General features: G+C 32.2%; 24 protein-coding genes. 15 read left to right on the top strand and 9 right to left on the bottom strand.

The window, feature by feature from the left end; genetic code table 11:
• Window positions 1-66: 66 nt before the first annotated feature.
• A complete protein-coding gene (locus PBN93_RS05055) occupies window positions 67-921 on the top strand; it encodes a cupin-like domain-containing protein (protein WP_271081616.1) in 855 nt (284 codons plus the stop codon).
• Between the two features lie 4 nt (window positions 922-925).
• Here PBN93_RS05055 and PBN93_RS05050 read toward each other — a convergent pair whose 3' ends face one another.
• The 3 genes from PBN93_RS05050 to PBN93_RS05040 all read right to left on the bottom strand — a co-directional run bounded on the left by PBN93_RS05050 (window position 926) and on the right by PBN93_RS05040 (window position 3,644).
• Window positions 926-1,405, bottom strand: coding sequence for a regulatory protein RecX (locus PBN93_RS05050; protein WP_171974527.1), 480 nt, complete (start codon window positions 1,403-1,405; stop codon window positions 926-928).
• A gap of 125 nt (window positions 1,406-1,530) precedes the next feature.
• Window positions 1,531-3,081, bottom strand: a complete 1,551-nt coding sequence (locus PBN93_RS05045; RefSeq protein ID WP_271081615.1) for a ribonuclease E/G — start codon at window positions 3,079-3,081, stop codon at window positions 1,531-1,533.
• A 272-nt stretch (window positions 3,082-3,353) separates the two neighbouring features.
• The gene (locus PBN93_RS05040) at window positions 3,354-3,644 is read right to left on the bottom strand and encodes an HU family DNA-binding protein (RefSeq protein WP_013620605.1); all 291 of its coding nucleotides are present in this window, start codon (window positions 3,642-3,644) and stop codon (window positions 3,354-3,356) included.
• Window positions 3,645-3,769: 125 nt separating this feature from the next.
• On the opposite strand from PBN93_RS05040, the gene mutY reads away from it, so the two are divergent.
• The 4 genes from mutY to gldD are packed head-to-tail and all read left to right on the top strand — an operon-like array spanning window position 3,770 to window position 7,210.
• Window positions 3,770-4,795 carry an A/G-specific adenine glycosylase gene (gene mutY, locus PBN93_RS05035; protein WP_271081614.1) on the top strand — a complete coding sequence of 342 codons (1,026 nt, stop codon included), beginning with the start codon at window positions 3,770-3,772 and terminating at the stop codon, window positions 4,793-4,795.
• Window positions 4,796-4,829: 34 nt separating this feature from the next.
• Window positions 4,830-5,312 carry a single-stranded DNA-binding protein gene (locus tag PBN93_RS05030; protein WP_271081613.1) on the top strand — a complete coding sequence of 161 codons (483 nt, stop codon included), beginning with the start codon at window positions 4,830-4,832 and terminating at the stop codon, window positions 5,310-5,312.
• 19 nt (window positions 5,313-5,331) lie between these two features.
• Window positions 5,332-6,663: a gliding motility-associated protein GldE gene (locus PBN93_RS05025; protein ID WP_271081612.1), complete on the top strand. Its 1,332-nt coding sequence runs from the start codon at window positions 5,332-5,334 to the stop codon at window positions 6,661-6,663.
• Complete coding sequence (gene gldD, locus PBN93_RS05020; protein ID WP_271081611.1) at window positions 6,653-7,210, top strand: gliding motility lipoprotein GldD; 558 nt, start codon at window positions 6,653-6,655, stop codon at window positions 7,208-7,210. The genes PBN93_RS05025 and gldD overlap by 11 nt, the downstream gene beginning before the upstream one ends.
• Window positions 7,211-7,295: 85 nt before the next feature.
• On the opposite strand, the gene PBN93_RS05015 is transcribed toward gldD, so the two are convergent.
• The 3 genes from PBN93_RS05015 to PBN93_RS05005 all read right to left on the bottom strand — a co-directional run bounded on the left by PBN93_RS05015 (window position 7,296) and on the right by PBN93_RS05005 (window position 11,214).
• A complete protein-coding gene (locus tag PBN93_RS05015) occupies window positions 7,296-7,685 on the bottom strand; it encodes a heavy-metal-associated domain-containing protein (protein WP_139344270.1) in 390 nt (129 codons plus the stop codon).
• 144 nt (window positions 7,686-7,829) lie between these two features.
• Window positions 7,830-9,887 (bottom strand): M16 family metallopeptidase, encoded by a 2,058-nt coding sequence (locus PBN93_RS05010; protein WP_077407319.1) that lies wholly within the window; start codon window positions 9,885-9,887, stop codon window positions 7,830-7,832.
• Window positions 9,888-9,891: 4 nt separating this feature from the next.
• The gene (locus tag PBN93_RS05005) at window positions 9,892-11,214 is read right to left on the bottom strand and encodes a M16 family metallopeptidase (protein ID WP_271081610.1); all 1,323 of its coding nucleotides are present in this window, start codon (window positions 11,212-11,214) and stop codon (window positions 9,892-9,894) included.
• Between the two features lie 291 nt (window positions 11,215-11,505).
• Here PBN93_RS05005 and rplU point away from each other — a divergent pair, with 291 nt between their 5' ends.
• From rplU to PBN93_RS04980, 5 genes are all read left to right on the top strand, one after another.
• Window positions 11,506-12,144, top strand: coding sequence for a 50S ribosomal protein L21 (rplU, locus tag PBN93_RS05000; protein ID WP_013620597.1), 639 nt, complete (start codon window positions 11,506-11,508; stop codon window positions 12,142-12,144).
• A gap of 42 nt (window positions 12,145-12,186) precedes the next feature.
• Window positions 12,187-12,447 carry a 50S ribosomal protein L27 gene (rpmA, locus tag PBN93_RS04995; RefSeq protein ID WP_077407313.1) on the top strand — a complete coding sequence of 87 codons (261 nt, stop codon included), beginning with the start codon at window positions 12,187-12,189 and terminating at the stop codon, window positions 12,445-12,447.
• Window positions 12,448-12,586: 139 nt separating this feature from the next.
• Window positions 12,587-14,167 carry a tetratricopeptide repeat protein gene (locus PBN93_RS04990; protein WP_271081609.1) on the top strand — a complete coding sequence of 527 codons (1,581 nt, stop codon included), beginning with the start codon at window positions 12,587-12,589 and terminating at the stop codon, window positions 14,165-14,167.
• Window positions 14,168-14,340: 173 nt separating this feature from the next.
• A complete protein-coding gene (locus PBN93_RS04985; protein WP_271081608.1) occupies window positions 14,341-17,199 on the top strand; it encodes a TonB-dependent receptor in 2,859 nt (952 codons plus the stop codon).
• A 10-nt stretch (window positions 17,200-17,209) separates the two neighbouring features.
• Window positions 17,210-18,229 (top strand): phytase, encoded by a 1,020-nt coding sequence (locus PBN93_RS04980; RefSeq protein ID WP_271081607.1) that lies wholly within the window; start codon window positions 17,210-17,212, stop codon window positions 18,227-18,229.
• A gap of 76 nt (window positions 18,230-18,305) precedes the next feature.
• Here the strand turns inward: PBN93_RS04980 and PBN93_RS04975 are convergent, their stop codons facing one another.
• Together PBN93_RS04975 and ahcY are read right to left on the bottom strand one after the other, a co-directional pair.
• Window positions 18,306-19,409, bottom strand: a complete 1,104-nt coding sequence (locus tag PBN93_RS04975; RefSeq protein WP_271081606.1) for an SDR family oxidoreductase — start codon at window positions 19,407-19,409, stop codon at window positions 18,306-18,308.
• Window positions 19,410-19,511: 102 nt separating this feature from the next.
• The gene (gene ahcY, locus PBN93_RS04970) at window positions 19,512-20,828 is read right to left on the bottom strand and encodes an adenosylhomocysteinase (RefSeq protein WP_077407305.1); all 1,317 of its coding nucleotides are present in this window, start codon (window positions 20,826-20,828) and stop codon (window positions 19,512-19,514) included.
• 130 nt (window positions 20,829-20,958) lie between these two features.
• Between ahcY and PBN93_RS04965 the strand changes: the two genes are divergently transcribed.
• The 5 genes from PBN93_RS04965 to PBN93_RS04945 are packed head-to-tail and all read left to right on the top strand — an operon-like array spanning window position 20,959 to window position 24,562.
• On the top strand, window positions 20,959-21,594 hold the full coding sequence (locus PBN93_RS04965; protein WP_271081605.1) for a 4'-phosphopantetheinyl transferase family protein: 636 nt from the start codon (window positions 20,959-20,961) through the stop codon (window positions 21,592-21,594).
• 29 nt (window positions 21,595-21,623) lie between these two features.
• Window positions 21,624-21,884: a thiamine-binding protein gene (locus PBN93_RS04960; protein WP_077407298.1), complete on the top strand. Its 261-nt coding sequence runs from the start codon at window positions 21,624-21,626 to the stop codon at window positions 21,882-21,884.
• Entirely contained in the window at window positions 21,868-22,506 is a 639-nt protein-coding gene (gene pnuC / locus PBN93_RS04955; protein WP_271081604.1) for a nicotinamide riboside transporter PnuC, read from the top strand. Before PBN93_RS04960 ends, pnuC begins: the two co-directional genes overlap by 17 nt.
• The gene (locus PBN93_RS04950) at window positions 22,461-23,027 is read left to right on the top strand and encodes an ATP-binding protein (RefSeq protein ID WP_271081603.1); all 567 of its coding nucleotides are present in this window, start codon (window positions 22,461-22,463) and stop codon (window positions 23,025-23,027) included. The genes pnuC and PBN93_RS04950 overlap by 46 nt, the downstream gene beginning before the upstream one ends.
• Entirely contained in the window at window positions 23,024-24,562 is a 1,539-nt protein-coding gene (locus PBN93_RS04945; RefSeq protein WP_077407288.1) for a DUF4301 family protein, read from the top strand. The genes PBN93_RS04950 and PBN93_RS04945 overlap by 4 nt, the downstream gene beginning before the upstream one ends.
• On the opposite strand, the gene PBN93_RS04940 is transcribed toward PBN93_RS04945, so the two are convergent.
• Window positions 24,563-24,934, bottom strand: coding sequence for a VOC family protein (locus PBN93_RS04940; protein ID WP_271081602.1), 372 nt, complete (start codon window positions 24,932-24,934; stop codon window positions 24,563-24,565).

Below are 24,934 nucleotides of genomic sequence, written 5' to 3'. Positions count from 1 at the left end.
TAAATAATTTTAAGAATTATTAAAATCGTATTTTTTATTTTTACCGACTGTTTAATTTATCCAAATTTGCACTTACAAGATATTCCAAGGGTAAAACATATTACCAAAGAAGACTTTCTAAAGCACTTTTTAAAGCCTCAAAAACCTGTTGTTATTGAGCGTTTTATAGAAGAGTGGCCTGCTTATTCTAAATGGAATTTAGAGTATATGAAAAAAGTTGCAGGTGATAAAATTGTACCTTTATATGATGACAGGCCGGTAGATTACAAGGATGGTTTTAATGAGCCACACGCTAAAATGAAAATGGCAGATTATATAGATCTGCTAAAAAAAGAGCCAACTAAATTTAGAATTTTTTTGTGGAATATTTTAAAAGAAGTGCCACAGTTGCAAAAAGATTTTACGTATCCAGATTTTGGTTTGCGACTAATGAAAAGCTTGCCTATGCTTTTTTTTGGTGGTAAAGATTCACATACGTTCATGCATTATGATATAGATTTGGCTAATATTTTTCATTTTCATTTTGAAGGAGATAAACAAATTATTCTTTTTAATCAATCTCAAAACAAATATCTATATAAAGTACCACATTCTTTAATTACAAATGAAAGCATAGATTTTTCTAACCCAGATTACAGCAAATGGCCTGCTTTAAAACAAGCTAAAGGGTATAAAACAACTTTGCAGCACGGAGAAGTGTTGTATATGCCAGAAGGGTATTGGCATTATATGAAGTATCTTACTCCGGGTTTTTCTATGAGTTTAAGAGCTATAGCGCGTAACCCTAAAAATTTAAGTAAAGCGTTATATAATGTATTTATTATGCGTAATTATGATAATATTATGCGTAGAATAAAAGGACAAAAGTGGATAGATTGGAAAAACAAAAAATCTATATCTAATACCAATAAGCAGTTGTAATAATTTATTTTTTTGGTGTAAGTTCTTGCACTTTTTCATACACTAAATGACTTTCCCAACCTCTATAGAGTAAGTAATCTGCTATTTTTTTACGTTTTTTATATATGTTAGTTTCTTTAACTTCATTAGCTCTTTTGCTGGCAAGCTCATTTAATGTTTGTATGTATTGGTCTTCATCTATTTCTTTTAAAGCTGTTTTAATGTTGTAAATAGATATGTCTCTAAACTTAAGTTCGTTTATAATTCTATTTTTACCCCATTTTTTTATATTAAATTTTCCGCGAGCAAAACTTTGAGCAAAGCGTTCTTCATTTAAATAGTTTTCTTTAATTAAATGAGTAATTATTAGATCTCTAGCATCTGCAATCATTCCCATATCTTTTAGTTTTTTGGTAACTTCCTTATGGCAGCGTTCTTGGTACGCACAATATTGTTCTAGCTTATGGGTGGCTTCTTTAATGGTGTAAGAGGGTTGTAAACTCATATTACAAATGTACGTAAACAAAAAAAGCGACCCCATTGCTGAGGTCGCTTTTTGCTTTTTTTATATAGGTCTTTTGGTTTTTTAAAGATCTATATAACAAACCGTTTTTTATGTAAAGGTATATTCTAATATATGGTTTTACCTTTTTTGTTTTTAAAGCGATATTCTAGATACGTGTAAGCGTCTCTAGGTTGCACTTTAACCCATTTTTTATATTCCATAAACCACTTGAAACGAATGGATTGTAATCCTTTTGTAAGATATGCTGCAATAAACGGATGTATGTGTAGAATAACATCGTTGTCTTTTGCAGGGCCGTTTAGTAGTTTTTCTAAATCGGATTTAATCTTGTCTATTAAAACTATTGGAGCTTCTACCTCTGCGCCATTTACGCCGCTAGGGTTTTTTTCCATTGTTTTAATATTTCTTTCTGGTCTTACTCTTTGTCTTGTTATTTGAATAAGTCCAAATTTACTTGGTGGTAAAATTTTATGTTTGGCTCTGTCATCTTTCATTTCATCGCGTAGATGATCAAAAAGTTTTTTTCTATGATCTGGCTTGCCCATATCTATAAAATCTACAACAATAATACCTCCCATATCGCGTAAGCGCAATTGTCTGGCTATTTCTGTGGCAGAAATCATATTTACCTCTAATGCTGTGTCTTCTTGGTTTTTTGCCTTATTAGATCTGTTGCCACTGTTTACATCTATAACGTGTAGGGCTTCAGTATGTTCTATTATCAAATAGGCGCCTTTACTCATAGAGGCAGTTCTACCAAATGAAGTTTTAATTTGTCTTTCTATTCCAAATTTCTCAAAAATTGGTACAGAAGACTCATATAATTTTACAATAGATTCTTTCTTTGGTGCAATTTCTTGCACATAATCTTTTATTTCATTGTAAAGCGTAGTATCGTCAACATGTATTCCTGTAAAGGTGTCGTTAAATACGTCTCTAAGTATAGATGATGCTCTGTTTAGCTCCACTAGTACTTTAGATGGGTGAGGTGCTTTATACAATTTTTTACACATTACTGTCCATTTGGTCAGTAAGTTTTCTAGATCTTTGTCTAGCTCTGCAACTTTTTTGCCTTCGGCAACGGTTCTTATAATAACACCAAATCCTTTGGGTTTAATGCTTCTTACAAGTCTTTTTAACCTTTCTTTTTCTTCTTTACTTTCTATTTTTTGCGAAACAGAAACTCTATCAGAAAATGGTACCATAACCACGTATCGCCCAGCTAATGAAAGCTCAGAGCTAATTCTTGGTCCTTTGGTAGAGATAGGTTCTTTTACAATTTGTACTAATAAGGATTGATTAGATTTTATAACATCATTAATGCTACCATCTTTATCAATATCTTTTTCAAAAGGAAAATCTTTTAAAGAAAAATCTTTTAATTTTCCTGTACTTGCTCCTTTTACGAATTTCAGCATAGAAGATAACTGCGGACCCAAGTCATGATAGTGCAAAAAAGCATCTTTTTCATAACCAACATCTACAAATGCAGCGTTAAGACCCGTAACAGGTTTTCTAATTTTGGCAAGAAATATATCGCCAACAGAAAAATTGTTGTTGTCTTCTTCTTTGTGAAGTTCTATTAGTTTTCCGTCCTTAGTTAAGGCAAAATCGACAGCGTTAGAACCAGATCTTACGATTAATTCTTTATTCACCTGAATCAATTTTTATTTAGCTCTACCTATATATACAGGAGAGTTAAATGGATTAAACAATAGTTGTGCGGGCAGTATTACCCGCTGAAATTCTTTCGTTAGAATCTCTATGTCAATGAACGTTTTTTAAAACGAAAAAGTAGTTGTTAACAACTACTTTTTCTTGTGTCGGTTAGCTCTTCTACGCTTCTTGCGCTTGTGAGTAGCTACCTTATGTCTTTTTCTTTTCTTACCACTAGGCATAAAATCTACTTTTTAATTAATATTATATTTTATTTTACTTGTACGTTACTCTTAACACCTTCAACAAAAACCTTTGCAGGTTTAAATGCAGGGATGTTATGAGCTGGTATTTTTATGGTAGTATTTTTAGAAATATTTCTACCAGTTTTTTCTGCTCTTGTTTTAATAATAAAACTACCAAAACCTCTTAGGTAAACATTATCTCCATTTTCTAATGAAGTTTTAACCTCTTCCATAAAAGTTTCAACAGTAGCCTGTACATCTCCTTTTTCAATACCCAGTTTATCTGAGATTTTCGATACGATATCTGCTTTCGTCATTGTCAGTATATATTATGTCCTTGTTTTTTCGGGTTGCAAATATATAAATTAAATTTATTCTTTTACGTTAATAGACTTAATTTTAAGTATATAAACCTGTACTTTTGTTTATTATTATTTATTTGATGACTTTTTCCCAAAAAATTCTTGATTGGTACACCCTAAATAAACGCTCTTTACCGTGGAGAAACACTGTAAACCCTTATAAAATATGGCTTTCAGAAATTATGCTCCAACAAACAAGAGTTGCTCAAGGTACGTCTTATTATTTAAGTTTTGAAAAACATTTTCCAACAATTTTTGATTTAGCTAATGCTTCTGAAGAAAAAGTTTTAAAATTATGGCAAGGTTTAGGGTATTATTCCCGCGCTAGAAACCTTCATTTTACAGCAAAACACATTGTAAATAATTTAAACGGAGAGTTTCCTAATACATATAAGGAGTTGGTTAAACTTAAAGGTGTTGGAGATTACACAGCTAGTGCAATAGCATCTATTTGTTTTAATGAGCAACAAGCAGTTGTAGATGGTAATGTGTATAGAGTTTTGGCAAGGTATTATGGTGTAGACTTGCCTATTAATAGTACTGAGGGTATTAAATACTTTAAAAAATTGGCTACAGAGGTAATGCACACCTCTAATATTAGAGATTACAACCAGGGTATTATGGAGTTTGGTGCGCTGCAGTGCTCACCCAAAAATCCAGATTGTAAAACTTGTCCGTTAAACAATAGTTGCGTGGCGTTAGAGAATAATTTAGTAAGCACATTGCCTGTTAAACTTAAAAAAACAAAGATTAAAAAGCGTAATTTTAATTATTTGGTTGTTGTAGATGCTGTAGGTAATACAATTTTACAACAACGAAAAGGTAAAGGTATTTGGCAAAATTTATATGAATTTCCTTTGTTGGAAGATGAGGTTAATGAAACCAATATAAAACAGCTTTATACTAAAGTATTACCAAAAGTAGAGGTTAAAAGTTTTACCTTATATAATAAGGAAGCAATTGTGCATAAATTATCGCATCAGCATTTATATACACACTTTTGGGTGATGCATACAAATATGGTTTTAGAAGACGGAATCCCTTTTTCTGAACTTAAAAAATATCCTGTACCTGTTTTAATAGCAGACTACATAAAAACATTGTAAATTTTTGTATTTTTGATTTTAATATAACATAATTATGAGTGGTACGTTAAACAAAGTAATGCTAATTGGGCATTTGGGAGATGCAGTAAAAATGCACTATTTTGAAGGAGGAAACTGTATAGGAAGATTTCCTATTGCAACTAATGAAACTTATACAAATAAGCAAACTGGTGAGCGTGTTACAAATACAGATTGGCACAATGTTGTGGTGCGCAACAAAGCTGCAGAAATTTGCGAAAAATATTTAAGTAAAGGAGATAAAATATATGTTGAAGGTAGGTTAAAAAACCGCCAATGGCAGGCAGAAGATGGCACTACACGTTATGCAACAGAGGTGCACGTACAAGATTTTACGTTTTTATCTACTAAACAAGAGAGTATGAACAATGCGCAAAATAACCCGGTACAACCTGCACAACAGCAACAAAAACAAGCTGCGCCACAGCAAAATGTGGCTGCACAACAAAATACAACGGCTTCTAGTGAGCCAGAAGAAGATGATGATTTACCTTTTTAATACAACTAAAATTTAATTATTGGACCCTGACCCCTTTATTTTACTGCTGAACGCAATTGTTTTTGATGGCGCTTTATTAACCAAATTACTAGTGCTAATAGTACTATTGCTTTTATCTGCCTTAATATCTGGAGCAGAAGTGGCTTTTTTTGGTTTATCTGCAACGGATATTAATACTATAGGAGAAGAAAAAACTGCCAAAGGAGAATCTGTAATTAAGTTATTGCATAAGCCTAAAAAATTACTAGCAACCATACTAATAGCAAATAATGCAATAAATATTGGTATTGTACTTTTGTTTAGTGCTATTGGCGACGTAATTTTTTCTAGTATAACTTACAAAATTTTAGATATTATATCCGTTAGGTTTTTGTTAGAAGTAGTTTTGGCTACCTTTTTAATTTTAATGTTTGGTGAAATTATGCCTAAAGTTTATGCGAATAGAAATAGAGTACAGTTTGCGCATTTTATGGCATTTCCCTTACGCTTTTTAGATGTTATTTTTACTCCGTTAAGTACACCAATGCGTTCTGTAACTTTGTTTTTACATAACAAATTAGGAAAACAAAAGTCCAGTTTGAGTGTAGATCATTTATCACAGGCATTAGAAATGACCTCGGAAGATGATACCACTAAAGAAGAACAAAAAATATTAGAAGGTATTGTATCTTTTGGTAATACAGATACAAAGCAGGTAATGAGGCCCAGAATAGATATTTTTGCGCTAGATACAGAGCTAAAATTTTTAGAAGTTGTAGAAGAAATAAAACAAAAAGGATACTCTAGAATTCCGGTTTACGAAGAAAATGTAGATAATGTAAAAGGAGTGCTTTACGTTAAAGATTTATTGCCGTACATAGACCGTAAAACATTTAATTGGGTTACTCTTTTAAGAGAGCCATATTTTGTGCCAGAGAACAAAAAGTTAGATGATTTGCTAAAGGAATTTCAAGATAAAAAAAATCACTTAGCAGTTGTGGTAGATGAGTACGGAGGCACATCTGGTATTGTTACTTTAGAAGATATTATTGAAGAAATTGTAGGAGATATTAGTGATGAGTTTGATGATGAAGATTTGGTTTTTTCTAAAATAGATGATTTAACTTTTGTGTTTGATGGAAAAACTACATTAAAGGAATTTTACCGTGTTGCACGCATAACTGAAGATGAAGATGATTTTGAAGAGCAAAAAGGAGAATCTGAAACCATTGCTGGCTTTGTGTTAGAGATAGCAGGAAGCTTTCCTAAAAGAGGAGAAAAAGTATTGTTTAAAAATTACCAATTTGTGGTAGAGAGTTTAGATAAAAAAAGATTAAAACAAATAAAAGTAATGCTGCCTAATGATGCGTAAATATATTTTTTTAATAATTGTTTTTGGTGTTTTGTTGGTAAGCTGTAAGGAAGAAGCTTTACCTAAGCCAAAGGCTATGCTACGTTTGGAGTATCCAGATAGTACTGCTGTAGACTTTGCAGCCTCTAAATATAGTTTTAGTTACAATGCCATAGGGCGTGTTAAAAAAACCAACGAAAGTGCTGTTACCATAGAATATCCAAAAATGAATGGTGCAATTTTTTTAAGTTACAAGCCTGTAGAAGGTAACCTAAGTCAGTTGTTGTCTGACGCTCAAAAATTATCTTATGAGCACGCAGCAAAAGCAGATAATATATTAGAGCAACCTTTTGTTAACCCTGATGCTAAGGTATATGGTATGTTTTACGATGTAAAGGGAGATGCGGCTTCTCAGTCTCAGTTTTATGTAACAGATAGTACAGAGCATTTTTTAACAGGGTCGCTTTATTTTTCTGTAAAACCCAATTACGATTCTATTTTACCTGCGGCCGTTTATTTACAGGAAGATATTAGAAAAATTATGGAAACTCTGCGTTGGATAAACTAGATTGTTTTTGTTAAATACTAAATTTAAAAAAGCCAATATCCATCTAATAGAAATTGGCTTTTTTAATATGTTATAAGAGATTTTTTTATTCTGCTGTGTGCATATTTTCAACAGTGTAAATATCTCCAGAAGCGGCAGATGTTACCGTTTTAGTTAAATCTTCTGGCGTAACAGAATTAGTGTCGTACTCTACAATAGCCAACTCTTTGTCAAAAGAAACAGTGGCAGATTTTACACCTTCCATTTTAGCTAATTTTTTTTCAATTGTAGCGGCGCATCCAATTTGGCACGTCATACCTTTAATTGTAAATTCGGCTTTACTAAACTCAGCATTATCAGCAAATACTTTAGTTTTTTCTTTTGCAACTGTATTGTTAACCGTAACCACTTCTGGTTCTGTCTTGTTTTCTTTGCAAGATCCTAATAATGCTAAAAAAGCAACAAGAGCCAGACTAATATTTTTTATAAGTTTCATATTAATAGGTGTTATAATAGGTTACAAAAGTACTAATTTTTAATTTTTTAGTTCTTAAAATTTGAACGGTTAATCTAAATAAAATCATAAAAAAAAGCTGTCTAAAATAATTTAGACAGCTTTATAAATTTATTATCTAGTGCATTATTTGAAATCTTCAGCAGTAACACCTTCGTTAACTTTTATTTCAGTTACGTTAAAGTCAAACTTCTGTGGTCCCATTGCTTGTTTCCAAATAAAAGGGAATTGCACTCCAGAGACTTCTTTGTAGTCTGTGTAGCTAATAGTAGCGCTACCTTGTGGAGTTGTTGTAATATCTGCAATTTTTAATCCTGTTTTGGTGTTGTAAGCTGCAGATTTTGTATCGTTAAACTTAACAACATAGGCTTTAGTGCCATCAAAATCTTCAATACCCTTTAAAGTTGCTTCACCATTTAAAAAATTAAGTTCTGGAAAAGGAGCAGATTCTGCTTTAATAGCAGATATTTGAGCCTCTTGCATATCCATTTTACGACCTTGAATAACCATAAATCCGCTGTCACCATCTAATACTTGCTTACTTACAGAGTTACCCATCATACTAACATTTTGCATAAATTGATTGCTAGTAGTTTTTTTAATTTCTAACAATAACTCTTGTCCTTGTACTGCTGCTTTAGCTTTTATGTAATAAGATGTAATGCTTTCTAATTTAGCTTTACCGCCAATTGCAGCTATATAATCTGCTAATACTTTGTTTGCATCTACACCCTCAGGAACAGCAACATCATATTTAGGTTTTTCAACAGCGTTTCCATATCTATCAAAATATTTAACAGGTACAGATTGGCCTTTAAAAGTAACTTTTTCTAGGTTTTCTAAAACTTCACTTCCTTTACCAGTAACCACTATACGAGCGTTAGAAGATTTAAAATATTTTTTAGCAGCATTTTCTACGTCTGCAACAGTTATGGCATTTACTTTTTCTAAGTAAGTTTTATAGTAATCTTTGTCTAAACCTTCGGTTTCTATGTTTAGGGCGTAGTTAGCCATAGTGCTAGGTTTTTCTAGAGCCATAATAAAGTTTCCTATGTAAGCTGCCTTAGCTGCGCTAAGTTCTTCTTCAGAAACTGGTGTAGAGGCTATTTTATCAATTTCAGATAAAATTTCTACAACGGCACTATCTGTAACGGCATTACGTACGCTAGCAAAAGCTCTAAATCTAGATACCGAGTTTTTATCGTTTCCAATACTAGAGTAGGACCCATAAGTGTATGCTTTGTCTTCTCTTAGGTTTAAGAACAACCTACCAGATCCGCCACCACCTAATATACGGTTAGCCATTAATGCGGCAAGGTAATCAGGGTCGTTCTTTTTAAGGTTTACTAAGTTTTCTACAGCTATTTCAGATTGTACTGCGTTAGGTGCATCTACAAAGTTAATTTGTGTGTACTGCACATCTTTAGGTGTTGGTAAAGAAAAAGAAGGAGGAGTTGCTTTTGTCCAGCCAACAAAATTCTCTTTTATCAACTTTTTAACCTCTTTAAAATTTACATCACCAATTATAACCATATATGCATTGGCAGGTACAAAATAATCGTTATAAAATTGCTTTACATCTTGTAAGGTAATGTTGTTAATAGTTTCTTCTGTTACTTGCTCGCCATAAGGGTGCTTTTGCCCGTAAGCTAAAGTGCTTTGTACTTTGCTAGCAATACTAGAAACGTTTTTTTCATCTGCTTTTAAACCAGTTAAGATCTTTTCTTTTTCTTTGTCAAACTCTTCTTGTGTAAAGTTAGGGTTAATACTTGCGTCTGCCATTAGCTCTACAATTCTAGTAAAGTATTTAGATAATGCAAATGCAGAAGCACTTTCAGATCCAAAAGACATACTTGCCCCCATAAAGTCTAGCTCTTCATTAAAATCGTCTTTAGAGATAGATTTAGAGCCGTTTCCTAGTAAGCTAGATACAAATGAGCTAACACCAGCTTTATTACCTTCTGCAACAGGAGGATTGTCTATAATTAATTGTATAGAAACTCTTGGTAATTTATGGTTTTCAACAACTAGAACTTTTAATCCATTTTTAAGTTCAAAACGTTGTGGTTCAGATAAATTTATTTCTGGTAGTGGACCAGCCTCTGGCATTTTACTACGGTCTACTTGTGCTTGTAGGTTAAAAGCAATTAGTGCTATAACCAATAACGAATATATTTTTTTCATTTTCTTAGTTTTCAGGTTTTGCAACAGGTAAATATTCTAATTCTACGCGTTGGTTAGGCTTAAGGTATTTATTGGCTACATTTTTAATGTCTTCTCTTGTAATAGCTTTGTAAATCTCTATTTCTGTATTAATTAAATTTGTGTCACCAAACAACATATAGTTTCTTGCCAAAGAATTAGCAATACCTTCTACGCCACTGTTAGAGTTAACAAAATTGTTCTCGAACTTGTTTTGTAATTTTTGGTAATCTTTCTCGGAAATTAATTCAGTTTGCATTTTTGCAATTTCTTTATCAAATTCAGCAATTAAATCGTTTAAAGAGGTGTTTCCTAATGGTAATGCACCAATGATATAAGAGCCATAATCTTCTTGAGAATTGTTAAAAGCAAAAACCTGTAAAGCCATTTTTTTGTCATCTACCAAGCTCTTGTATAGTTTAGAACTTTTTCCGCTAGTTAAGTATGTAGATATCATATCTAAAACATAAGCATCTTTTTCTGTATTTGCAGGAGTTCTGTAAGCAGTAAAAATAGCTGGTATTTGTATGTTTGGATCGTTATAAGAGGCTTTAATTGTGCTAGTAATAGGCTCTTCTGTGTATTTGTTTCTTTTAATTTCTTTACCTCTTGGAATTGGACCAAAATAGTCTTGAATCATTTTTTTAGTGCTAGCAACCTCAAAATCACCGGCAACTACTAAAACGGCATTATTAGGCACGTAGTAAATTTTATTGAAATCTTTAAAATCTTCTAGTGTAGCGTTAGCTAAGTGCTCTAAAGATCCAATAGTTTGCCATCTGTAAGGGTGATTTTTAAACAGATTAATACCAATTTGCTCTCTAAATTTTCCGTACGGCGAGTTGTCTACACGCATACGCTTTTCTTCCTGTACAACTTCTTTTTGTGTGTCTACACCTATTTGGTTAATAACTGGGTGCATAAGTCTTTCGGACTCTAACCATAAACCTAATTCTAATTTATTAGACGGAAAAACTTCATAGTAATAAGTACGGTCTTGAGTGGTATTGGCATTGTTAGATCCTCCGTTAGAAGAAACTATTTCCATCCATTTTCCGCGTTCAATATTTTTTGTTCCTTCAAATAGTAAGTGTTCAAAAAAGTGAGCAAATCCTGTTTTTTCTGGGTTTTCATCTTTAGCGCCTACATGATACATAACAGATGTTGTTACAATAGGAGCAGTGTTGTCTTGATGCAAAATAACGTGCATACCGTTATCAAGATCATATTCTTCAAAAGCAACCTGTTGTGCTTGCATTGTTAATGCGGCACAAAATAGGCTTGCCGATAGGAATAAATTTCTTTTCATTTTTAATAGTGTTTTATTTAGTTACTTCATAGGTCTAAAATTAATAGATTTGTTACAGTTTTAGCTAAAAAAATATAAATAATTAAGAAACCCCTTTCAGTATTAAGTAGTAAAGCCTTTAAAAAATTAGGTAAAAACAGAAATAAAATATACTTATTAATGGTGGTAAAAAGTGTACTGTCTTTTTTTTGTAAAATAGCTTGTATGTTAAGGAATTAGCAGTATATTTGCATCCGCTTATTTAGGTAGGCAAGTTCATTAAATTAAACATAATTAATTAATACACAAGCTATGTATGCAATTGTAGAGATAGCAGGGCAGCAATTTAAAGTTGCGAAAGATCAAAAAGTGTATGTTCACCGTTTACAAACAGAAGAAGGTCAAAAGGTAACTTTTGATAACGTTCTTTTGTTAGAAAATGGAAAGGACATTACTATTGGCGCCCCAGCTATAGACGGAGCCGCTGTTGAGGCAAAAGTCGTGAAGCACCTTAAAGGTGACAAAGTTATTGTCTTTAAAAAGAAAAGACGTAAAGGGTATAAAGTGAAAAATGGTCACCGTCAGTATTTAACGGAGATTGTTATTGAAAACATTTTAGCCTCTGGAGCCAAAAAAGCTGCTCCAAAAAAAGAAGCTGCTCCTAAAAAAGCAGAAGCTAAAAAAGCTGCACCAAAGAAAGCTGCAAAAGCAGACGACTTAAAAAAGGTTGAAGGAATTGGACCTAAAATTGCAGAAACATTAGCTGCAGCAGGCATATCTACTTTTGCTGAGTTAGCAAAAACAGATGCTGCTAAAATTTCTGAAATCATTGCTGACGTTCGTGGTAATCACGTAACTGATACTTGGCCAGCACAAGCTAAATTAGCTGCTGAAGGTAAATGGGATGAGTTAAAGAAATGGCAAGATGAATTAGACGGTGGTAAAGCATAATTGCATTATCATTTAAGTATAACAAAATAAAACCTAGAAATTATGGCACATAAGAAAGGTGTTGGTAGTTCGAAAAACGGTAGAGAATCAGAATCGAAACGTTTAGGAGTTAAAATTTTTGGTGGTCAGGCAGCTATTGCAGGAAACATTCTTGTAAGACAGCGTGGTACTAAACATAATCCAGGAGATAATGTTTATGCTGGTAAAGACCATACTTTACACGCCAAAGTAGATGGTATTGTAAAGTTTCAGAAAAAAGCAGGCGGTAAGTCTTTTGTTTCTATAGAGCCTTTTGAGGCTTAAGAAATTAGCTTAAAATTATATAATTAGCTCTTCCTTTTACAAGGAAGGGCTTTTTGTGTTTTGTTATTTACATAAAAATAACAGCCAATTAATAATTAAGAAATTTAGAAAAAATACCTTTCTGGTTTGTTTAATTATTATGAAACTTTTTTTTTCTTCTGTTGTTATATTCTTTTTTGTTTATCAGGTAAAAGCACAAGTTGTTTCTGCAGAGTTTGTAAAGTTAGATAGTTTAGGAGGTGCTTTTAAAGAACTAAATAAAAGTCTAAAAAAAGCTAAGGAAACAAATAACAGTTATGGTATAGCATTAGCACACTACAAATTAGCTGTTTTTTGTAAAAATAATAATGCTTATACAGAGGCTTTGCATCAAAATAATGAAGCTCTCATATTGCTCCAAAGTAAAAAAGATACATTAGTTGTAAATGTTTTAAACCAAATAGGAGCTTTACATTTAGAACTTAAAAATTACAATTACGCTAAGGATTATTTTGCAAAAGCAATTACACAAGCAACTAGGTTACAAGATTCGGTAGCACTTGCTTTTTCAACCTCAAATTTAGGTAGTTGTTATGAAAAGCAACATAATTATGTAGAGGCTTTAAATTATCAAAATAAGAGTCTTAAGCTGTATAAGCAACTAAATAACAGTAGCGGTCTGGCTATTGTAAATGAAAATATTGGTAGTATTTATGAGGATTTAGAAGACTACAAGCTTGCCAAATTTTTTTTTGAAAAAGCATTAGCTTATGCAAAAACTAGAAAAGAGGCTAGGCTAGCCAACATATATAATAATTTAGGCGATGTTTATAGAAAAACAGATAATTTATCTAAGGGATTAGAGTTTACAAAAAAAGCCTTAGAGTCTGCCATAAAAACTAATAGTAGTGCAGATATAGCAAGCGCATATAAAGACTTGTCTAAAAATTATAATTTACAGGGAGATTATAAAAAAGCCCATAATTATTTACAGTTGTTTGTTGCGCTAGACACTAAAAATAGTAAACAGCAAAATACAAATCAGGCTAGTGCGCTACAGCATATCTACAATTCTAAAGAAAAGGAATCGCAAATAGCATACTTGCTGCAAGTAAATAAGGTAAATAGGGCACAAAATATAATATTGGTTATACTGGTTGTAACGGTGTTTGTTTTAAGTTTAACTTGGTTTATGTATGTTCAGAAAAAAAGAAGACACACGCTTAAGGAACAAGATTATAAACAGCAATTATTAAAAATAAAATTAGATAAAAAGCAAGCAGAAGAGGAAACTTTGCAAAAAGAGGTGTACATAAAAACAGCTGCTTTATCCAGGTATAGTTTGCATTTGTCTCAAAAAAATAAAATGCTGTCTAACTTATCTCAAACATTAAAAAATAGTCTTCAGCGTTCTAATATAGATTTAAAGCGCAAGTTAAAAACACTTATAAAAGAAATTGATTTTAATTTGTCTCAAGAAAAAGAATGGGATGAGTTTATGTTGTTTTTTAAAGAAATTCACCCAAGTTTTATAACTAAAATTAGTGCGGCTGCACACTGTAAATTATCTCCGGCAGAGTTAAGGCTCTGTATTTTGCTAAAGCTGAATTTATCTTCTAAAGAAATTGCCTCAATATTAAGGTTAACACCAGATAGTGTACGAGTGTCTAGATACAGGTTAAGAAAAAAATTACCTATTAATGCCAAAGAGGAATTGGGTGCTTATTTAACCACTTTTTAAAGTGCATAAGTGCAAATATTTTTTTTTAGTTATGGGTATGTAAATTAATCCTTATTGTTGCCTTGTTGTTTCCTTACTATTCTTGTCTTGTTGCCTTTTTGTTTCCATTAAAAAAATGTGCTATGTGTTTGATAAACATATTTTTGGAGTACAAATAAACAACTAAAATAAAAATGAAAAACTATTTAAAAACTAAGATTTTATTTCTAATTGTTGCTCTGTGTAGCGCAGCTACAATGGCTCAAAATGGAAATGTTTCGGGAACAATTTCTGATGAAAACGGAATTTATGTTCCTGGTGCATCTGTAATGATTACGTCTTTAAAAAAAGGAGCTGTAACAGATTTTGATGGGCACTTTTCTTTGGTAGACATTCCTGTTGGTGCATATGAGCTAAAAATTACATATTTGGGTTATGCAGACAGTAAGCAAAGTGTTACGGTAAGCGCAAATAATACAACAGCAGTTTCTATCTACTTACAACCAAAAAGTGTAGAGTTAGATGGTGTAGAAGTTATGGGTTATGGTTTAGGTAGCCAAGCCAAAGCATTAAATACACAAAAAAATAATTTAAACATTACTAATGTAGTATCTACAGATCAGATTGGGAAATTTCCAGACGCAAATATAGGAGATGCTGTAAAGCGTATTTCTGGTATTACAATGCAGGTAGACCAAGGTGAGGCGCGTAATATTATAATTCGTGGCTTGTCTCCACAATTAAACTCTGTTACATTAAACGGTAGTCGTATTCCATCTGCAGAAGGAGATAATAGAAATGTTCAAATGGATTTAATTCCTGCAGATATGATACAAACCATTGAAGTAAGTAAAGCAATTACACCAGATATGGATGCAGATGCACTTGGTGGTTCTGTAAATTTAATTACTAGAACATCTCCACAAGGTTTTAGGTTATCTGCAACTGCAGGATCAGGGTTAAATTTTATTACAGATAAAGCAATAATTAATGGTTCTTTCTTGGTTGGTGACCGTAGTAAAGATGGTAAGTTTGGTTACATGTTATCTGCATCTTATAATAACAGCGATTTTGGTTCGGACAATGTAGAAGCAGATTGGACAAATGAGTTTGAGTATTACACTGGCGTAGATGATATAGAAGGAGAGCCTATTTTAAACCAAGTAGATGTAGATCCTTACACCAAAGAATTTCAGCAAAGAAAATATCTTGTGCAGCGTATAAGGCGTAGTTTTTCGGCTAATATGGACTATAAGTTTGATGTTAATAACACCGTATTTCTTAAAACTATTTACAATTGGAGAGATGATAGAGAAAATAGATTTAGGTTGTCTTCAGAAATTTTAGATGCAGAAGATATACAACTTGAAGATTTTACAGTAACTAACGGTATGCTTACTCGTTTTCCTGCAGAAGTTGCACGCGAAACTAAAGGAGGTATTAATAACAGTAGAAATAAAAACAGACGTTTAGAGGATCAGCGTATGCAAAACTATTCACTTGGTGGCAAGCATTTGTGGGGAGATTTAAAAGTAGATTGGTTAACTTCTTTTGCAAAAGCATCTGAAGAAAGGTTAAATGAAAGGTATTTGGTTTATGCCACAGAATATTCAGTTTTAAATGATAATTTTAATACTAAATTTCCAATAATGACTGCAGAAAATGTAAATGATGCAGCATTAGATAATTTTGAGTATGATGAAATTACTGAAGAAAATCAATTTACAAAAGAAGAAGATTTTAATGCATTTGTTAATTTTCAATTGCCTTCAAATATCTTTGGCCAAGGAGATGGCGCTGTAAAGTTTGGAGCTAGAGCTCGTTTAAAAACAAAGTTAAGAGATAACAATTTTTTTGAGTTTGATTTAGAAGATGCATACCCTACATTAAGCGCTACAAGAACTAATAATTTATCTGATACAGATTTTTTACCAGGCAGTAAATACCAAATTGGATCTTTTACAAGTCAAGAATGGTTAGGAGATTTAAATTTAGTAGATGGTGAGTCAGTCCCAGATGAGTTTTTAAGAGAAAATTATAACGTAGATGAAAATGTATTTGCTGGTTATGTAATGACAAATCAAAAATTATCTAAAAAATTAGATGTTTTGGTTGGGCTTCGTTTAGAGAGTACTAAAATTACGGCAACAGGAAACCGAATTGCTGATGAAGAAAATCTAGAAGGAGAAATTACAGAAGAAAGTTCATATACAAATGTTATGCCTGGTGTACATTTTAAATATGCAATATCTAATGCTATAATACTGCGTTTTGCCTGGACAAATACTTTGGCAAGACCTAATTATGCAGATTTAGTACCGTCTGTAGATGTTATTTCTGGTGATGAGGCAATTGTACTTGGTAACCCTAAATTAGATGCAACTACAGCTATGAATTTTGATGTAATGGCAGAACATTACTTTGCTAATGTTGGGTTGCTTTCTGGAGGTGTTTTTTACAAAGACATAGATAATTTTATTTACACTTTTGTTGGTGAAACTATAGATGATACTTACGGAGCAGATACAAGTGGGTTTGATGTTTACCAACCATTAAACGGAGAAGGAGCACGTATTTTTGGAGCAGAATTTGCTTTTCAGCGTCAGTTAGATTTTTTACCTGGCTTTGCTAAAGATTTAAGTGTTTATTTAAATTATACTTACATATCTTCTTCTGCAGATGGTATTATAAATGAAGATGGTGATGAACGAGAAAATGTAGATTTGCCTAATACAACACCTAACACTTTTAATGCTTCTTTGGCGTATAATACCAAACGCTTTTCTGCAAGGTTGTCTTCTAATTTTTCAGATAGTTATATTGATGAGTTGGGCGGTAACGAGTTTGAAGATAGGTATTATGATAAACAATTTTTTCTAGATTTTAATGCAACATATAAAGTAAATAGCAATTTAAGTATTTATGCAGATTTAAATAACATTACAGATCAACCATTACGTTATTATCAAGGAGTTAAAAACAGAACACAGCAGGTAGAGTACTATGGGCAAAGGTTAACTTTTGGTTTAAAGTATGATTTGTTTAAAAAATAAATTCCTAAAAATGAATAAATACATAAACTATATAGGGGTAATGGTTGTTGTGCTTGCATTTGCTTGTAAAGAAAATAGTTTGCCTGTAATAGCTCCAAATGTTATCACAGAAAAAACTAAGAATGATACAGATGACCCCGCTATTTGGGTTAATCCTAAAAATCCAGAAAAAAGTATTGTTTTTGGAACAGATAAAGAAACTGATGGCGGAGTATATGCTTTTGACTTAAATGGGAAAATAATTAAGAACAAAAGTATTACCGGAGTAAAAAGACCAAACAACGTAGATGTGGCTTATAATTTTAAAATAAACGATTCTACCTTTACAGATGTTTTGGTTTTTACAGAACGAGAAAAACAACAAATTAGGATGTTTTCTGTGCCAGATATGATGCCTTTGGATAACGGTGGTTTTTCAGTTTTTAAAAATGAAAAAAATGTAGAATACACACTTCCAATGGGTGTAGGTTTGTATACCTCTTCTGTAGATAATACATTGTATGCTATTGTAGGTCGTAAAAACGGTCCTAAAAATGGTTATTTACATCAGTATAAATTAAGTACAGACACAACCGGTGTTGTGCAGTCTACTTTGGTACGTAAGTTTGGTGTTTTTAGCGGAAAAAAGGAAATAGAAGCAATAGCTGTAGATAGTGAACAGGGTTATGTGTATTACTCTGATGAGCAACACGGTATACGCAAATATTATGCAGAGCCAACAAAAGGTGATAAAGAAATTAGCTGTTTTGGAGGCGAGTTGTTTTTATCAGATATAGAAGGTATTGCAATTGCAAAGCAAGCTAAAGGAAAGGGCTACATAATAGTATCTGATCAGCAAAAAGGGCAGTTTAATATTTTTTCTAGAGATACAAATAAGTTTGTAAAAGCTGTTAACTTGTCTACAACAGAAACTGATGGTTGTGATGTTGTAACAGTGCCTTTAAGTAACGTATTTAAAAACGGATTGTTTGTTGCAATGAACGATGCTAAAGACTTTTATTTTTATGACTTAGCTAAACTGGGGCTATAAAAAAATACTAGGTTGTTACAATAACAAAAGGGATAACATAGAATGTTATCCCTTTTGTTATTGTAATGTGGTTATACTACCATTTCTGATTTCTAAAATTTTTAAGCTTTGCAAACTCTACTGTGTTGCCTAAATATTGTTCTAAGTCGTACTTAGGTATAGGTAAAATGCTTTCTAGCAAAGAGGTGTCCCATTCATATGGTTTAGACGTTAAGTACGGGTTTAAGTGCACGCCAATAGTCTCGTAATAAAATTGTTCTAATTTAGATTCGAAGCCTGCTGCTTTAGTAATAATATCTTGTGTTATATTGTATGAGGTAAAATCTACCGTATCTAAAATTTTAGAAATACCTTTTGTTATGTTGGTAGCTTTGTTATGTACAATATTTAGTTGTTGTACATTGGTGTCAAAAACCTTAACAATAACTTTGGCAGCATAATCTGTTGGTATAATGTTTAACCCACTATCTGCATTTGCAGTAATTCTTATATGCTCTTTTGATGGGGTGTTGTAAAAGAACTTTGCAAATAGGTAAAACACCATATACTTAGAAATAAAGTAACTAGGATTATCCATAGCATTACCACCTAACACACTAGGTCTTAGTATTTGTAGTGGTATGTTATTTTCCTTACTCTTTTGAGTTAAAAACTTTTCAGAAGCGTGCTTAGATGCTTCATAAAAATTACGGTAAGTTCCGCCTTCAATTTCTATATAATCATCGCCAATAATGCCGCCTAAATCACCAATAGAAAAAGCAGTGCTTATATAAATAAACTTTTTTAAATACGGTAAATATGCGTTGTAAATAGACTTGGTGAAATTAAAATTTTCTTCAAAAATTTCATCTTTATTTGCAGGGTCTACCGACAGGTTTACAAAGCCAGCAGAATGTATAAAGTAATACTGCTTGTTAATTTCTAAAAAAGATTTTGGCTCCAAAATATGGTCAGCATTAATAACCTTTATTTTAGAGGTAATTGCATCTAAATTATCTTTTATAAACTGCGGAGCATATTCGCTTTTTAGCATATTTATAACTCTTTCAAGTGGGGCAGTTAAACCTTTTTTACGAACCAAAAGATACACTGTATTAATTTGGTTGTATTTAGTTTCAAAAAGAGTGTGTAGCACTTTAGAGCCTAATGTACCCGTTGCTCCTGTTAAGATAATGTTCATTTATAAAGTTGTATAAGTGAGGTTGGTGTATAAAAAAAGCTCTTTTCCAAATAGGTTTATATATGAGGAAAAGAGCTAAGTTATTTTATAATGCTAAAAGAATTAGTATCTGTAATGCTCTGGTTTAAACGGTCCTTCTACAGTTACACCTATATAGCTGGCTTGCTCTTCACGTAATTCTGTAAGCTCAACGCCAATTTTAGCTAAGTGTAATTTAGCTACTTTTTCATCTAAAGCTTTTGGTAGCATATAAACATCATTTTTATAAGCATCAGCATTGGTCCAAAGTTCTATTTGTGCCAAAGTTTGGTTTGTAAATGAGTTACTCATAACAAAGCTAGGGTGACCCGTAGCGCAACCTAAGTTAACTAAACGGCCTTCTGCAAGAATTATAATGTCTTTGCCATTAACCGTGTACTTGTCTACCTGTGGTTTAATAGTGTTTTTAGTGTTGCCAAAATTACTGTTTAGCCAAGCCATATCTATTTCATTATCAAAATGACCTATGTTACAAACAATAGTTTTGTCTTTCATAGCTTCAAAATGACGCCCTTGTACAATGTCTTTGTTACCTGTAGTTGTAATAACAATATCTGCATTACCAACAACAGTCTCTAATTTTTTTACTTCAAAACCGTCCATTGCAGCTTGTAGTGCGCAAATAGGATCTATTTCTGTAACAGTTACTATAGAACCTGCACCTTTAAAAGAAGCAGCAGTACCTTTACCAACATCACCATAACCACAAACTACAACACGTTTACCAGCTAACATAACATCTGTAGCTCTACGTATAGCATCTACTGCAGACTCTTTACAGCCGTATTTGTTGTCAAATTTAGATTTGGTAACAGAATCGTTTACGTTAATAGCTGGCATTGGTAAAGTTCCGTTTTTTACACGCTCGTAAAGTCTGTGAACACCAGTTGTAGTTTCTTCAGATAAACCATTAATACCTTCTGCAAGTTCTGGGTATTTATCTAAAACCATATTGGTTAAATCTCCTCCATCATCTAAAATCATATTTAATGGCTTTCTTTCTTCGCCAAAAAATAAAGTTTGCTCTATACACCAGTCAAACTCTTCCTCTGTCATATCTTTCCAAGCATAAACAGCTGTTCCTGTTGCAGCAATTGCAGCAGCAGCTTGGTCTTGCGTAGAAAAAATGTTACATGAACTCCAAGTAACTTCTGCACCTAAAGCTTGTAAAGTTTCTATTAAAACAGCAGTTTGTATAGTCATATGCAAACAACCAGCAATTCTAGCACCTTTAAGAGGCTGAGAATCTTTGTACTCTTCTCTTAAAGACATTAAACCTGGCATTTCTGCCTCAGCTAATTCAATTTCTTTTCTTCCCCAATCTGCTAGAGAAATATCTTTTACCTTATTTGGTACGTAAGCAACTGTATTTGAGCTCATTTTTTCTTTTTTTCGTATTTTTAATAAAAAGAAACACTTTGGTGTAGCGTTTTAAATAGTTAAATTCGCTTACCAATACTATTTCATTTGCCTTAAGCAGTGCAAAGATACTAATATCTTAAATAATGCTATGCCTCTTTACAAAACTATAACAGTAAACAATACCACAAAGCTCTACATTTGGAAAATAGAAGAGTCTGAGGCGGAATTAGCTGAGCCAATTGCACTTACAGATCATTGCCAAAACAGATTAAGCGGAATGAAATCTGACATGCACAGAAAAGGGTTTTTAAGCATAAGGCATTTGCTTAAACAAGCAGGTTATACAGATTTTGATTTAAGGTATGATGAGGTAGGAAAACCACATTTAAATGATGGTAATTTTATATCAATAACACACTCACATCACTTTACAGGAATTATTGTTAGCAAGACAGATGAGGTTGGAGTTGATATAGAAATGCAGAGAGATAAAATTTTAAAAATTGCACATAAATTTACTCCAATTGAAGAGTACAAAACCATAGCAAATGTATCTGCATTAACCCAAAAACTAACTATAGTTTGGGGAGCAAAAGAATCGCTCTATAAAATTTATGCGCAAAAAGGATTAAGTTTTTTACACCATATAAACGTAAAAGATTTTACGTTTGCAGATGAGCAAACAACAGCAGAGATATTATACCAAGGTGTATCTACATTTTATAAAGTTGCGTTTTTAGAATTTGAAGGCTTTACTTGTGTATATGCGTTAAAAACGGCGTAGAGTTACTAATTTATCAAACAAATTTTACAATGAATATATCTGTTGAACTTACATTTTCACCACTTCAGGATACTTTTGAGGAGCACATAATTAATTTTATTAAAAAACTAAGAGCATCCGGATTAACAATCTTAGAGAACCCGTTAAGTACCCAAGTTTACGGAGATTATGATGAGGTAATGCGTATTTTAAAAACGGAAATTAAAGAAGCATTTGAGTTAATGGACAAAGGGCTACTTTTTATGAAAATTGTAAAATCTGATAGAAGCGATTATGAGCCACATTTTTGATTGGATTTTTGCGCAATATAATGGCGTGCCAACACATTTAATAGTTTTAGAATCTATAGGTGTTTTATTTGGGTTGCTAAGTGTTATTTACTCTAAAAGAGAAAACATATTGGTTTTTCCTACAGGTATTATTAGCACCGCTATTTTTGTATATATTTTACTGGTATATCAACTTTTAGGTGATATGATGATAAATGCCTATTATTTTTCTATGAGTATCTATGGTTGGTATGTATGGACAAGGAAAGTAGATGCTAATCATTTTGTGCCTATTACAACAACTACTGCTAAAGACAAAATGTGGTCTGCTATTTTATTTACTATTACTATTGCTTTTGTAACGTTCGTTTATTTGTTTTTTAATAAATTTAATAGTTGGACGGCTTATGTAGATACATTTACTACAGCAATTTTCTTTGTAGGTATGTGGTTAATGGCAAAAAAGAAGATAGAAAATTGGATATATTGGATTATAGGAGATGTTATTTCTGTTCCCCTATATTTGTATAAAGGTCTTGTTTTTACAGCATTACAATATTTTGTATTTACGGGAGTAGCAATTTTAGGATATTTAGCATGGAAGAAAAGTATAGGCAAAAGCCCGCAGACATTGTTAAAGTAGTTTTGTTTGGGCCAGAGTCTACTGGTAAAACTACACTCTCTGAACAATTAGCAAGACATTACCACTCTGTTTGGGTGCCAGAATATGCTAGAGAATATTTGCAAGATAAATGGAACAATGAGCGTAAAACCTGTGAACCTAAAGACCTTCTGCCAATAGCAGAAGGACAAATGAAATTAGAAAACAAACTGGCAGAAAAAGCTACAGATGTGCTTATTTGTGATACAGATTTGTTAGAAACTAAAGTATACTCAGAAGCTTATTACATTGGAAGCTGTGATCCGGTTTTAGAAAAATATGCGTTAGAAAATACCTATGATTTATACTTTTTAACGTATATAGACGTTCCTTGGGAGGCAGATGATTTAAGAGACAAGCCAGGGGAGCGCCAAGAAATGTTTAATTTTTTTAAACAAACATTGCTTAAGTATAATAGGAATTTTATTACTTTAAGGGGCGGTAAAGCAGAAAGACTAGCTACAGCAGTAGCAGCAATAGACAAAATACTAGAAAATAGATGAATTTTACAGATATAGATTTAAAGCAATTTGCAGCAAAAGGAATTACGAAGGAAAAGGTTTTAGCGCAAATAGAAACCTTTAAAGAGGGGATACCTTTTGTAAATTTATCTAAGGCAGCCGTTGTTGGTGATGGTATTTTAAAGTTTACTTTAGAGGAAGAAGAAGAATTAATTTCTTTATTTGAAAAAGAGCGTAAAGAAAAAGAATTGCTAAAGTTTACCCCTGCATCTGGTGCGGCTACTCGAATGTTTAAGGCTTTGTTTGCTTTTTTAGAAGTTTATGACCCTAAAAAACAAACGCTACAAGAGTACATAAATACATCAAAAGATGGTGCTATTAAGGCTTTTACAGAAGGATTAAAAAACTTCCCTTTTTATAAAGATGTAAAATCGCGCATAGGAAATAATTTTTCTTCTACAGGAGAAGAGGTTTATGCTTTTGTAAAAGAACTATTAGCAGAAGATAAATTAAATTATGGTTTTTACCCTAAAGGATTATTGCCTTTTCATAACTATAAAAATCAAATTATAACTCCGTTTTACGAGCATTTAAAGGAGGCAGCGTTATATGCTGCTACTAATAAAAAAGCAAAATTACACTTTACAATTTCTGAGCAACACCAACAGATGTTTTTAAATAAAGAGAATGAGGTGTTAGAAAAAGTAAAAGAAGAAACTGGCGTTAGTTTTGATGTAGATTATTCTTTTCAAAAAATAGAAACAGATACCATTGCTGTAGACATAGATAACATTCCTTTTAGATTAAAAAACGGAAGTTTGTTATTTAGACCAGGAGGTCACGGTGCACTTATTGAAAATTTAAATGATAAAAATGCCGATGTAATTTTTATAAAAAATATAGATAATGTTATTGTTGAAGAACATTTAGAAACCATAGCTAATAGTAAAAAAATGTTAGCTGGTTTTTTATTAAAAGTTCAGAATAAAGCGTTTAAATATGCTTCAATTTTAGACAATAATGATGTTGATGATGATTTAATAAATGAAATTAGATTGTTTTTAAAGGAGGAGTTAAATGTCAGGTTTAAAAATGGATTTATTCACTTAGGAAAAGAAGATCAAATAGCACTTTTAAAAAATCATATAAACAGGCCAATTAGAGTTTGTGGTATGGTAAAAAACCTAGGAGATCCAGGTGGTGGACCATTTTGGATTAAGGATTATCAAGAAAACGTGTCTTTACAAATAGTAGAGTCAGCACAAATAAATACGTCCAATTTCAATCAGTCTAAAATATTGCAAAATGCAACTCATTTTAATCCGGTAGATTTAGTTTGTGGCGTTAAAAATTACAAGGGAGAAAAATATAATTTGTTAGACTTTGTAAATGAAAAGCAAGGTTTTATAACAGAAAAAACAAAAGAAGGAAGGCCTGTAAAGGCTTTAGAGTTGCCTGGTCTTTGGAACGGAGCAATGGCATATTGGAACACTATTTTTGTAGAGGTGCCAAGTATTACTTTTAACCCAGTAAAAACAGTAAACGATTTGCTTAAATCTGCTCACCAACCATTGTAATTACACGTGTTGGTCTAGTAGAATAGGATTGCCATCTGGGTCTATAATAATTAAGTTTGCAGGTCCTGTAGTGTTCTCATCTGCTTTTGAGCTCGGCTCAAGTCCAGCTGCAATTAACTGTTTTTGTATGTCTCTAATATCATCATAATTTGTAATTGTATTTGCATTTTGGCCCCAACCAGGATTAAATGTTAGCATATTTTTATCAAACATTCCTTCAAATAAACCAATAATGCTGTTTTCGTTTTTAAGTATTAGATACTTTTTATCAATTTCACCAGCAAAAACACTAAAACCTAATTTTTCGTAAAAAGCTTTAGATGTTTTTATGTTTTTTACGCTTAAACTTATAGAAAAAGCTCCTAATTTCAT

Source organism: Cellulophaga omnivescoria, assembly GCF_027915275.1.
Lineage (GTDB): Bacteria > Bacteroidota > Bacteroidia > Flavobacteriales > Flavobacteriaceae > Cellulophaga > Cellulophaga omnivescoria.
This window is presented reverse-complemented; position numbering and strand designations above follow the sequence as displayed.